This is a genomic window from Quatrionicoccus australiensis, from assembly GCF_020510425.1.
Classification (GTDB): Bacteria; Pseudomonadota; Gammaproteobacteria; order Burkholderiales; family Rhodocyclaceae; genus Azonexus; species Azonexus australiensis_A.
Genome location: NZ_JAHBAH010000001.1, coordinates 656,304 through 668,840, shown reverse-complemented (window position 1 = coordinate 668,840; position 12,537 = coordinate 656,304). Strand labels below are relative to the sequence as shown.

The 12,537-nt window shown below is 63.5% G+C and carries 11 protein-coding genes; all 11 read left to right on the top strand.

What is annotated here, in order from left to right; genetic code table 11:
• Positions 1-28: 28 nt before the first annotated feature.
• Entirely contained in the window at positions 29-877 is an 849-nt protein-coding gene (hpaD, locus tag KIG99_RS03340) for a 3,4-dihydroxyphenylacetate 2,3-dioxygenase (protein ID WP_226458844.1), read from the top strand.
• A 67-nt stretch (positions 878-944) separates the two neighbouring features.
• Entirely contained in the window at positions 945-1,841 is an 897-nt protein-coding gene (hpaD, locus tag KIG99_RS03335; RefSeq protein WP_226458843.1) for a 3,4-dihydroxyphenylacetate 2,3-dioxygenase, read from the top strand.
• Positions 1,842-1,868: 27 nt separating this feature from the next.
• Complete coding sequence (locus KIG99_RS03330) at positions 1,869-2,261, top strand: 5-carboxymethyl-2-hydroxymuconate Delta-isomerase (RefSeq protein ID WP_226458842.1); 393 nt, start codon at positions 1,869-1,871, stop codon at positions 2,259-2,261.
• 20 nt (positions 2,262-2,281) lie between these two features.
• A complete protein-coding gene (gene hpaH, locus KIG99_RS03325; protein WP_226440630.1) occupies positions 2,282-3,085 on the top strand; it encodes a 2-oxo-hept-4-ene-1,7-dioate hydratase in 804 nt (267 codons plus the stop codon).
• 22 nt (positions 3,086-3,107) lie between these two features.
• Positions 3,108-3,899, top strand: a complete 792-nt coding sequence (locus tag KIG99_RS03320; protein WP_226461781.1) for an aldolase/citrate lyase family protein — start codon at positions 3,108-3,110, stop codon at positions 3,897-3,899.
• An 807-nt stretch (positions 3,900-4,706) separates the two neighbouring features.
• Complete coding sequence (locus KIG99_RS03315) at positions 4,707-6,161, top strand: NAD-dependent succinate-semialdehyde dehydrogenase (RefSeq protein WP_226458841.1); 1,455 nt, start codon at positions 4,707-4,709, stop codon at positions 6,159-6,161.
• A gap of 119 nt (positions 6,162-6,280) precedes the next feature.
• Entirely contained in the window at positions 6,281-7,477 is a 1,197-nt protein-coding gene (locus tag KIG99_RS03310) for a Bcr/CflA family multidrug efflux MFS transporter (RefSeq protein WP_226458840.1), read from the top strand.
• 29 nt (positions 7,478-7,506) lie between these two features.
• Complete coding sequence (locus KIG99_RS03305) at positions 7,507-7,899, top strand: MAPEG family protein (RefSeq protein WP_226458839.1); 393 nt, start codon at positions 7,507-7,509, stop codon at positions 7,897-7,899.
• Positions 7,899-9,134: an MFS transporter gene (locus KIG99_RS03300; RefSeq protein WP_226458838.1), complete on the top strand. Its 1,236-nt coding sequence runs from the start codon at positions 7,899-7,901 to the stop codon at positions 9,132-9,134. The genes KIG99_RS03305 and KIG99_RS03300 overlap by 1 nt, the downstream gene beginning before the upstream one ends.
• Complete coding sequence (locus tag KIG99_RS03295) at positions 9,134-9,559, top strand: GlcG/HbpS family heme-binding protein (RefSeq protein ID WP_226458837.1); 426 nt, start codon at positions 9,134-9,136, stop codon at positions 9,557-9,559. Before KIG99_RS03300 ends, KIG99_RS03295 begins: the two co-directional genes overlap by 1 nt.
• An 829-nt stretch (positions 9,560-10,388) precedes the next feature.
• Positions 10,389-12,512 carry a PQQ-dependent dehydrogenase, methanol/ethanol family gene (locus KIG99_RS03290; protein WP_226458836.1) on the top strand — a complete coding sequence of 708 codons (2,124 nt, stop codon included), beginning with the start codon at positions 10,389-10,391 and terminating at the stop codon, positions 12,510-12,512.
• Positions 12,513-12,537: the final 25 nt, after the last annotated feature.

The window sequence follows — 12,537 nt, the reverse complement described above, 5'->3', positions numbered from 1 at the left end:
GAGTTAAAGAACAGAAGGAGACACAGATATGGGCAAACTCGTCCTCGCCGCCAAGATCACCCACGTACCGTCGATGTACCTGTCCGAAATGGACGGGCCGCACAAGGGCTGCCGCCAGGCTGCCATCGATGGCCACAAGGAAATCGCCCGCCGCATGCGCGAACTGAAGGTCGACACCATCGTCGTCTTCGACACGCACTGGCTGGTCAATGCCGGCTATCACATCAATTGCGCGCCGAGCTGGGAGGGGATCTACACCTCCAACGAGCTGCCGCACTTCATCAAGAACATGCCGTTCTCGTACCAGGGCAACCCGGCGCTCGGGCATGCCATCGCCGCGGCAGCGACCTCTGCCGGCGTGCTGACCCGCGCCCACGATGCGACCAGCCTGGCGCTCGAATACGGCACCCTGGTGCCGATGCGCTACATGAACGAGGACAAGCAGTTCAAGGTCATCTCGGTCTCGGCGATGTGTACCGTGCATAACCTGGCCGATTCGATCGAGCTGGGCCGCGCTGTGCGCCGCGCCATCGAGCAGAGCGAAGGCAACGTCGCCGTGCTCGCCTCCGGTTCGCTGTCGCACCGCTTCGCGCAGAACGGCGTGTCGGAACAATTCATGCACAAGGTCTGGGATCCCTTCCTGGAAAACGTCGACCGCCACGTCATCGAACTGTGGAAGAACGGCGACTGGAAGACCTTCTGCGGCATGTTGCCGGAGTACGCGGTCAAGTGTCACGGCGAAGGCATGATGCACGACACCGCGATGCTGCTCGGCGTGCTCGGCGCCGAGGATTACCAGGGCAAGGCTGAAATCGTCACGCCTTACTTCGGTTCGTCCGGCACCGGCCAGATCAACGTCGTGTTCCCCATTCAATAAGAGCGTAAAGCCATATTGATCCCCATACAGAGAAAACATCTTTTTCAAAATTCAGGGAGACAGTTTCATGGGTGAAATTCTGATGGCCATCAAGTGCACGCACGTGCCGTCGATGCTTATTTCCGAACAGCCGGGACCCGCGCATGGGTGCCGTCAGGCTGCGATCGATGCCGAACGCGAGATCGGCCGCCGTGCCGCCGAACTCGGCGTCGACACCTTCATCGTGTTCGACACGCACTGGCTGGTCAATGCCGGTTATCACATCAACAACAATGCGGTGCACAAGGGCAATTACACCAGCCACGAGTTCCCGCATTTCATCCAGGACCTGCCCTACGAGTTTCCGGGTAATCCGGAACTGGGCGACCTGATCGCCGAAGAAGCCACCGCCATGGGCGTCAAGACGCGCGCTCACCGGGTTGCTTCGCTCGATCTCGAATACGGCACCATCCTGCCGATGCGCTACATGAACCCGGAAGGCAAGATCAAGGTCGTCTCGATTGCCGGCTGGAGCACCTTCGGCTCGCTCGAAGAGTCGCGCATCCTCGGCGAAGCGCTGGCCAAGGCCGTTGCCCGCAGCAATTGCAAGGTCGCCATCGTCGCTTCCGGCTCGATGTCGCACCAGATCTGGGAAAACCGCCTGGTCGAGGAAGGTTTCAACACGATCAGCCGCGAATTCAACAAGCAGGTCGATCTGCGCGCCCTGCAACTGTGGGAAGAAGGCCAGTGGGCCACCTTCCTGCGCATGCTGCCCGAATACGCCCAGTACTGCACCGGCGAAGGCAAAATGCACGATACCGCCATGCTGTTCGGCGCGCTCGGCTGGGACAAGTACGAAGGCAAGGCCGAAATCGTCTGCCCGTACTTCGAAAGTTCGGGTACCGGCCAGGTCGTCGTCAGCCTGCCGGTTGCCGGCATCCCGCTGGCCGCGCGCGGCATCGGTGCCGAAATGCCGGTTTCCTGAAGCAATAACAAACCAAAGGAGCAAGGAATGCCCCATCTGATCTTTGAAGTCACCGACAACCTTGACGCGGCCGAAGCCGATGTCAGGAGCCTGTTGAAAAAAGCCAACCAGGTGTTGATTGACCAGGGTGGGGTGTTCCCGATCGGCGGCATCCGTTCCCGCGTCGTCTGGCTGCACGATTACTGCGTGGCTGACGGCACGGTGGACGATGCCTTCGTGCATGTCACGCTGAAGATCGGCGGCGGTCGCAGCGAAGAAGCCAAGAAGAAGACCGGCGACGAACTGTTCGCGATGATCTGCGCGCACTTCGCCACGATTTACGCAAAGCGCACGCTGGCCTTGTCGATGGAAATCGTCGAGTTCAGCGAATCCGGGACCTGGAAGCAGAACAATATCCACGCCCGTTACAAGAAGACTTAAGCCCACCAAGAGGAATGACCATGCTTAGCCAGGACATCATCGAAGCCACCGCGCGTCGCTTCCACGAAGCCGAAAAGACCCGCCAGCAGATCCGCCAGATTTCGCTGGATTATCCGGAAATCACCATCCCCGACGCCTATGCGATCCAGAAGGCCTGGGTCGACATGAAGATCGCCGAAGGGCGCAAGATCGTCGGCCACAAGATCGGCCTGACCTCGCGTGCCATGCAGATGTCGTCGCAGATCAACGAGCCGGACTACGGCACACTGCTCGACGACATGGTCTTTGCCGACGGCGGCGAAATCCCGGTCGACCGCTTCATCGTGCCGATGATCGAGGTCGAGCTGGCCTTCATCCTCAAGGATCGTCTCGAAGGCGAAAACGTCAGCATGCTCGACGTGCTTTCCGCCACCGACTACGTGATCCCGGCACTGGAACTGATCGATGCCCGCTCGCAGCGCATCGACCCGGAAAGCAAGCGGCCGCGCAAGGTTTTCGACACCATTTCGGACAATGCCGCCAACGCCGGCATCATCATGGGCGGCCGCCCGATCAAGCCGATGGACATCGATCTGCGCTGGGTTTCGGCGCTGCTCTACCGCAACGGCGTGATCGAGGAAACCGGCGTTGCCGCCGGCGTGCTCAACCATCCGGCCAACGGCATTGCCTGGCTGGCCAAGCGCTTCGCGCCGCATGGCGTGGCGCTCGAACCGGGTCAGATCATCCTCGCCGGTTCCTTCACGCGGCCGGTGCCGGCCAGCCGTGGCGACACCTTCCATGTCGATTACGGCCCCCTCGGCAATATCACCTGCCGTTTTGTCTGAAAAACAGGAGTCGACCGTGCAGATGCCCCGCAATACCTTCAAGCGTGCGCTCGCCCAGCGCGAAACGCAGATCGGCCTGTTCCTCGGCCTGGCCAACGCCTACACCGCCGAAATCGTCGCCACCACCGGCTTCGACTGGCTGCTGATCGATGGCGAGCATGGTCCGAACGACCTGCGTTCCATCATCGAACAGCTGCAGGCGCTGGCGCCGTACCCGGTCAAGCCGGTGGTGCGCACCGTCGACCACGACGTCGCCCGCATCAAGCAATTGCTTGATGGCGGTGTGCAGACGCTGATGGTGCCGATGGTTGAAACCGCCGCCGATGCCGAAAAGCTGGTCCGCGCCATGCGCTACCCGCCGAACGGCATTCGTGGCGTCGGCACGGCCATGGCGCGCGCTGCCCGCTGGAACGGCGTCGAAGGTTACTTCGCGCATGCCGACGAGGAAATGTGCCTGATCGTGCAGATCGAATCGACCACCGGTCTGGCCGGACTCGACGAGATTCTTTGCGTTGAAGGCGTTGATGCGGTCTTCATCGGGCCGTCCGACCTGGCTGCCTCGATGGGCCACCTAGGCAATCCGGGCCACGCTGATGTCAAGGCGGCGGTTGTTGCCGCGATCGGCAAGATATCGGCTGCTGGCAAGGCGGCGGGTGTGTTCTCGGCTGATCCGGCTGCGGCGGAAGCCTATCGCGAGATTGGGGCGAGCTTTTTGCTGGTAGGGGTTGATGCGCTTTTGCTGCGGAATTCGGCTGTGGCGCTGGCGGACAAGTTCAAGAAGGGTGATGTTGCGAAGGGTGGGGCGGCGTACTGATGGACGCTTTGTTGCCCTTTCTGCCTTTCGGGTTCGTGCGCGCGGAGTCGTTTGCCGCGCTTGCTGAACCGTTGGGTTCCGCGCTGGCGGCGCGGGCGTACTTTCTTTTGCTTCGCCAAAAGAAAGTAGCCAAAGAAAAGGCGACCCCCGGGTCGGCGCCGGGCGTTGCCCGGTTCCTTGCGCTACTCGGTCGTCCGGGCGGCTTGCTAAACTCGCCTGCGGCTCAGACAGACGCAAGCCGAATGCCCCCGGCCGGCCTGCGTTGCTCAGCGCCTCTCAGGGGGACCCGAAAGGCGTCGCCGCCGAACCGGTGGAGATGGTTTTGGGCTGTTTCTAGCGGTCGACCGCTAAAAACAAGGCTTTTTCTTTTTTCTTCCAGGGCAGAGCCGTCGTTCCGAGACGCCTTTCCGGGTCCCCATGTGGAGCGCCGAGCAACGGAGCTGATGGCGGAAAAAGGGCGAGGACTGTCTGAGGGGCGTAGCCCCGAGTTCCGCAGCCCCCGCCAGCAGCGAGTAGCGCAGGGGAGTCGGCGCAGCCGACCGCGTAGCCTGGGGTCGCCTTTTCTTTGGCTACTTTCTTTTGGCGAAGCAAAAGAAAGTACGCCCGCCCGCAAGGCGGAACCCCCACGCCAAACAAGAACAACATCTTCCGTAGCCGAGACCAAAGCGAACGCCGTAACCCTAGCGTCAAACAACACAACATCCCCATAGCCATCCGCCGATAACCACCGGCCAAGCCAACCAACATTCCCCGGTCTGAACCCAGACCAACCTTATTCATAAAAACGCACACCAAGGAGCCCACCTCATGCTGGCATTGAAAGACCCCACCCTGCTGCGCCAGGCCTGCTACATCAACGGCGCCTGGACCCCCGCCGACTCCGGCGAAACCTTCCCCGTCACCAATCCGGCGACCGGCGCAACCATCGCCACCGTGCCGCGTTGCGGCGCCGCCGAAACCGAGCGCGCCATCGCCGCTGCCGACGAGGCGCTGAAAACCTGGCGCGAAACCACCGCCGCCGAACGTAGCCGCATCCTGCGCCGCTGGTTCGACCTGCTGATGACCCACCAGGACGACCTCGCCGCGCTGATGACGGCCGAGCAGGGCAAGCCGCTGGCCGAAGCCAAGGGCGAGATCGCCTACGCCGCCGCCTACATCGAGTGGTTCGCCGAGGAAGCCAAGCGCGCCTACGGCGAGGTCATTCCGTCGCCGTTCAAGGACCGCCAGCTCGTCGTCACCAAGGAACCGGTCGGCGTTTGCGCTGCGATCACGCCGTGGAATTTCCCGTCGGCGATGATCACCCGCAAGGTTGCCCCGGCGCTGGCTGCCGGCTGCACCATCATCCTCAAGCCGGCCGAACAGACGCCGCTTTCCGCCCTGGCCCTGGCCGAACTGGCCGAACGGGCCGGCGTGCCGGCTGGCGTGTTCAGCGTGGTGACCGGCAAGGCGTCGGCCATCGGCGGCGTGATGACCGCCAGTCCGATTGTCCGCAAGCTGACCTTCACCGGCTCGACGCCGATTGGCCAGTTGCTGATGCAGCAGTGCGCCGGCACGGTCAAGAAAATGTCGCTGGAACTCGGCGGCAACGCGCCTTTCATCGTTTTTGACGATGCCGATCTCGATGCCGCCGTCGCCGGTGCGCTCGCCTCGAAGTATCGCAACGCCGGCCAGACCTGCGTCTGTTCCAACCGCTTCCTGGTCCAGGACGGCGTCTATGACGCCTTCGCCGCCAAGCTGGCGACCGCGGTTGCCGCGCTCAAGGTTGGTCACGGTACGGAAGAGGGCGTCACGCAAGGCCCGCTGATCGACGATGCGGCGATCAACAAGGTCGAGGAACTGGTCAAGGATGCCGTCGACAAGGGCGCTCGCGTCGTTACCGGTGGCAAGCGCCACGCGCTCGGCCGCACCTGGTACGAGCCGACCATCCTGGCCGATGTGACGGCCGGCATGGCGGTGGCCAAGGAAGAAATCTTCGGGCCGGTGGCGCCGCTCTTCCGCTTCAAGACTGAAGCCGAAGCGGTCCACATGGCCAACGACACCGAATTCGGTCTCGCCGCCTATTTCTTCTCCAAGGATCACGGCCGCGTCTGGCGCGTTTCGAAGCAGCTTGAATACGGCATGGTCGGCGTTAATACCGGCCTGATCTCGACCGAGGTTGCCCCGTTCGGCGGCGTCAAGATGTCCGGTGTCGGCCGCGAAGGCTCCAGCCATGGTCTCGACGAGTACATGGAAACTAAATATTTGGCGCTCGGCGGTCTCTAATTGATGTCCCGGAATTTGCCCTTTTTCCCGCGTCGACCGTCCCCAGCGGTCGACCGGCGAGTTTGGGCAGATTCCGTGCTTTCCGCCAGGCTTCGTCCCGTCTCACTGATTCACGAACCATGACCCATTCCGCTATCGATCCGGCCCGCGAGGGCCGTTTTATTTTGTTGCTCGGCGCGCTGGTCGCCTTCGGGCCGCTTGCCATCGACCTCTATTTGCCGGCGCTGCCGGCCATCGCCAGCGGTCTGGCGGCGTCGGCCGAGGCCGTGCAGTTGTCGATCACCGTGTTCCTCGCCGGCTTTTCGCTGGGCATGCTGTTCTACGGGCCGCTTTCCGACCGTTACGGCCGGCGTACGGTGATGCTCTCCGGCATCGCGCTGTTTGCCGCGGCCAGCCTGGCCTGCATGCTGGCGACGGCGGTCGAGCAACTGATCGTCGCCCGCTTCGTCCAGGCGCTCGGCGGCGGTGCGGCCTCGGTGCTGGCGCGCGCCGTGGTGCGCGACGTGTACACGCCGACCGAGGCGATCCGCAAGCTGTCGCTGATGGCCATGGTGACGGCGATTGCGCCGTTGCTGGCACCGCTGCTCGGCAGCCTGCTGCTCGTCCAGTTCGGCTGGCGCGGCACCTTCGCCGCGGTCGTGCTGTGGGGCGTGCTCAGCCTGTTGGTCGTCTGGTTCCAGTTGCCGGAAACCCTGCCCGCCGGCCAGCGCGGTCAACTGCCGCTGAGCCGCGCTTTTGCCATCTACGGCAGCCTGCTCGTCGATCCGGTGGCGCTTGGCCTGATGCTGGCCGGCGGCATGTCCTTCGCCGCGATGTTCGCCTACATCACGGCCAGCCCCTTCTATTTCATCGAACTGCACGGCTTTTCGCCCTTTGCCTACGGCCTGCTCTTTGCCAGCAACGCGGTCGGCATCTTCGCCGCCAATTACGTGAACAGCCGTCTGGTCAAGGCCCAGGGGCCGGCGGTGATGGCCGGATTCGGCAGCGGCCTGGGCTTTTTGGGGGCGCTGCTCCTGTGGGTGGCGGCCGGCGTGAATGACGCATTGCCAGCGGTGATCGTCGGCCTCTTCATGGTGGTCAGCATGACCGGCCTGCTCGGCGCCAATTGCGTCGGCCTGCTCATGGCGCGCTATCCGCAGAACGCCGGTGCCGCCGCAGCGCTGTTCGGCGCCAGCCAGTTTGGCCTCGGCATGCTGGCCAGCGCGGCGGTCAGTTACACTCACGACGGCAGCGGCCGGCCGATGGCCTGGGTCATCCTGGTAACTGCCGCCGCCTCGCTCGCCGGCTACCTGCTGTTCCGGCGCGCGGCGCGCTGATCCCGAAAAACGACAAAGAGTCCTGCCCCATGCATCCCGTCGCTCTCTATTGCACCGCCGCCCTTGGCGGCCTGCTTTTCCTGCTCGGCCTGTCCGTCTCCATCCTGCGCTTTCGCAGCGGCATTGGCGCCGGGCCGTCCGACGAGCGCAATTCGCTGCTCAACCGGGTGATCCGGGCGCATGCCAATACCGCCGAGTTCGCGCCCTTTCTCGGCGTGATCTTTCTCTATTTCGGCTGGCGTGGCCCGTCCAGTGTGGTGGTCAACCTGATCATCGCCGCCACCGTCTGCCGCTTCCTGCTCGTCGTCGGCCTGGTGGCCTGGCCCAGCCTCGGCCGCCCGAACCCGGCCCGTTTTGTCGGGGCGCTCGGTACTTATCTGTGTGGTGCGGCCTTGTGCGCAGCGATGGTGGCAAGCATCTGATGGCTCTCCCCGCCGGCATGCGCGCCCTGGCGCACCGTAATTTCCGTTTGTATTTCCTCGGCCAGGCGGTGTCCATCCTCGGTTCGTGGATCCAGCAGGTGGCGCTTTCCTGGCTGGTTTACCGCTTGACCGGTTCGGCCGCGCTGCTCGGCGTCACTGCCTTCTGCGCACTGATTCCGCAACTCGTCGTCGGGCCGCTGGCCGGCGCCTGGATCGACAAGCAGGACAAGAAGAAGTGGCTGCTGCGCATCCAGTCGCTGCTCGCGCTGCAGGCCTTCGTGCTGGCGGCGCTGACCGCCTCGGGCCTGATCACCACCGGCTTCATCATTGCCATGTCGCTGACCCTGGGCATCCTCAACAGCTTTGATACGCCATTGCGCCAGTCGATGATCGGCGGCTTCGTCGGCAGCCGTGACGACCTGCCCAACGCGCTGGCGCTCAATGCCATGCTGTTCAATTCCGGGCGCTTCGTCGGCCCGCCGATCGCCGGCCTGCTGGTCGGCCTGACCTCGGAAGCGGCCTGTTTCGCGATCAACGGCCTGTCCTTCCTGGCGCTGATCGGCGGTTTGCTGTGCATCGAGGTCAAGGCGACGGCCAAGGCGAGCGGCTCGGTCGGCCAGGTCTTCAAGGAGGGCATTTTGTATGCCTGGCAGACGTGGACCGTACGCATGCTGATCATCACGCTGATCGGCCTCAACCTGACCGCTTCGGCCTACGCCGTGCTGCTGCCGGTCTTCGCGCGCGACGTCTTTGCCGGCGACGCGACGACGCTGGGTTGGTTGTGGGGCGCTGCCGGCTGCGGCGCCTTCGCTTCGACCATTTTTCTTGCAACGCGCAAGACGGTGCCCGGCCTGATCGGCGCTGTCGTTGCCGGCACCGCGATTGCCGCCGCTGCGCTGCTCGTCTTCGGCCTGACGCCGCACCTGCCGCTGGCGCTGGCGGCGATGACCGGGCTCGGCTTCGGCATCTCGGTGTGCAATGTCGGCATCAACATGCTGCTGCAGAGCATGGCGCCCGATCATCTGCGCGGCCGCATCGTCTCCTTCTTCACTTCGGCCCGCTTCGGCTTCGACGCGCTCGGCGGCCTGCTCGCCGGCTTTGTCGCGGTCGGCCTCGGCGCCGGCAACACCCTGCTCGGCGAAGGCGTCGTCCTTGCCGGTTTCGTCGTCTTCCTGCTGACCCGCCGCGCCCGCCTGGCGGCGACGGTGTCGGCAGCGCATGGAGAAAAAACCTGATGGATATCGAAATGATCGCTTCGCTCGGCCTGGGTACGGCCGACGAGCTGGCCGACCTGGCCCTGGCCGCTGCGGCCGAAGCCGGCGTAAAAGTCTGTGTGGCGGTGGTCGACCGTGCGGGCTACCCGCTGGTCTTCAAACGTCACCCCGGCGCGTATTTCCACGCCATCGACATCGCCCTCGACAAGGCCTACACCGTGGTCAGCTTCGGCTCGGCCACCGCCAAATGGGACGCCCGTCTCGCCAAAGGCTCGGAGATGTTGCGCCATGGCTTGATGCAGCGCGAACGCTTCGTCGGCTTCGGCGGCGGCCTGCCGGTCAAACACGAAGGCGTGCTGGTCGGCGCGATTGGGGTTTCCGGCGGCAGCGAAGCGCAGGACGTGCAAATCGCCGAGGCGGCGCTGGCGGGCCTGCTTGCGGGCTGAGGGCTGGGGCAGGGGGGGCTGGCCGCGCTCATGGCCGGCGATTCGGCAAACTCGGCGTTGGCAAAATTGCCCTTGCCTGACATCTTGACCTGATACATCGCCGCATCGGCCCGCTGAATCAGGTCGTAGACGTTCATCCTCGCGTAGGGGAAGGCGCAGATGCCGATACCGATACTGGCGCCCACCTGAATGTGTTCCGGCACGCCAAGCGCGGTGACGCGGGCGAACCAGACCGGGCCGATCATCGCGGGCGGGACGAAGCATTGATCGAGAAAATCGTGCAAGAGCTAGACGATCATCCCGATCACGCAGGCAAACAGCCCTTGCCGGCGGCTTGGCGCCTTGGTCGCGCCGAGAAACTCTCGTTCCAGCGAGTTGTTTTTGAAGTGAAGCGTTAACAAATGCATGCTGGACATGGTTGGCGAGCGAAGCGCTCCGGAGACAAGGGCGAACAGGAGACCTCCCGGCCTGGCCTTCGCTCAGACAGGTCCGACAAGGCTTTCCCCTTGCCTGGCTGGCGCCTTCCTGGATAAGAGGCGATCTACGGGATTCATCCTTGAATCACTCGAGTGCTGGATTTAGAGACTTGTATCGAGCTTGCTTCGGCCCGGGAACTGGTTATCCGTCTTGCATGGCGTCGGTCGCCATCAGTCGTCCTGTCTTGTCACCAGCGATAAATCTCCCTCCGCAAGGAATTGCGGATTTGCAAGGATGGACATGCTTTTTTGCCAGAATTGCGGCGAATGGAATCGATTGCATATATCAGAATCAAGCCAGGCCGATTCGGGTAGGTGCTATCCGGTGGTCATCAAAAAACAGAGGAGACAAAGTGGTTAAATCAAAATCAAACAGGCGTCTGGCGGCCGGGGTGCTGGCACTGGCGCTGGCCTGCAGTTTCGCCGGGCCAGCCGCCGCCGGTACTGCCGCCAATGTCGATGCGCAACGCATCATCAACGCCGACCGCGAGCCGGGTAACTGGCTGGCGCATGGCCGGACCTACGACGAGCAGCGTTTCAGCCCGCTGCGCCAGGTCAATGATCAGAATGTCGATCAACTGGGCGTGGCCTGGACCTACAAGCTCGACATCGATCGCGGCGTCGAGGCGACCCCGATCGTCGTCGATGGCGTGATGTATACGACCGGGCCGTGGAGCATCGTTTACGCGCTCGACGCCCGTAACGGCAAGCTGCTCTGGAAGTACGACCCGAAGGTCAAGCCGGAGGTGCTCGGGCAGGGCTGTTGCGATACCGTCAATCGCGGTGTCGCGGTGTGGAAGGGGCGCGTCTATGTCGGCACCTTCGACGGCCGCCTGGTGGCGCTCAATGCGTCGACCGGCAAGGAAGTCTGGTCGGTCGACACCATCATCGACCACAAAAAGAGTTACACCGTCACCGGCGCGCCGCGCATCGTCAAGGGCAAGGTCCTGATCGGCAACGGCGGCGCCGAGTTCGGCGTGCGCGGCTACCTGACCGCCTACGATGCGGAAACCGGCAAGGAAGCCTGGCGCTTCTACACCGTGCCGGGCGACCCGGCTCAGCCGCCGGAATCGCGCGCCATGGAAATGGCACTCAAGACCTGGTACGGCAACAACTGGGTCAAGTGGGGCGGTGGCGGTACCGTGTGGGATTCGATGTCCTACGATTCCGAGCTGAACCAGCTCTACGTCGGCGTCGGCAACGGCTCGCCGTGGAATCACAAGTTCCGCAGCGAAGGCAAGGGCGACAACCTGTTCCTCTCGTCCATCGTCTCGATCAACCCGGACACCGGCGAGTACAACTGGCACTACCAGACGACGCCGGCCGACAAGTGGGATTACACCGCGACCCAGCACATGATCCTTGCCGACATCAAGCTCAAGGGCGTCGAGCGCAAGGTGCTGATGCAGGCGCCCAAGAACGGCTTCTTCTATGTGCTCGACCGCAAGACCGGCGAGTTGCTGTCGGCCGACAAATACGTTCCGGCCAACTGGGCGACGCACGTCGACATGGCAACCGGCCGTCCGGTGCTGACCAAGGAAGGCGACTATCTGGATGGCGACGGGACCAAGCTGGTCAGCCCGAGCTTCCTCGGCGGCCACAACTGGCACCCGATGTCCTTCAATCCGAAGACCGGCCTGGTCTACATTCCGGCGCAGGAAAGCGTGGCCGGCCTTGAGCCGCAGAAGGAGCCTCTGTTCATCCCGAACAAGTCGGTGGTCAATCTCGGCCTTGAGGTGCCGGATTTGCCGGAAGACCCGAAGATCGAGGCAGCGATCCGCGACATGTGGAAAGGTCGTCTGCTCGCCTGGGATCCGGCACAGCAGAAGGCGGTCTGGTCCAAGGAGTTCAAGTCGGCCTGGAACGGTGGCACGCTGAGCACGGCCGGCAACCTGCTCTTCCAGGGAACGGCCGACGGGCGCGTCATCGCCTATGCCGCGGATACGGGCAAGGAGCTGTGGATACGCAAGGTCAATTCCGGCGTGATGGCGGCGCCGATCACTTACACGGTGCACGGCGAGCAATACGTTGCCTTCATGGTCGGCTGGGGTGGCGCCTTCACCCACATCACCGGCCCGATGTCGCTCAGCGCGCAGGTCAAGCCGGAGTCGAGCGTGGTCGTCTTCAAACTCGATGGCAAAGGCAGGATTCCGCCCGCCAAGCCGGTCCTGCGCGAAATACCCGCGACGCCGGCGTTGACCGCGACGGAGGAGCAGTTGAAGGGCGTGCGTACGATGTTCAACGGCTTGTGCGGTTCCTGTCATGGGCTCAATGCCGTGAGCGGCGGCGTCGTCCCCGATCTGCGCTACCTGTCGAAGGAAAAGCACGAAAACTTCAAGGGCATTCTCAGCGGCGCCCGCCTCAATCGCGGCATGCCCAATTTCTCCAACATCCTCAAGCCGGCGGACATGGAGCTGCTGCACCAGTACGTGATCAAGCGCACCAACGACCTGCGTCAGGCCGTCCAGGCCAACTAACCGATAGTTATCCAACGAGGGGTAA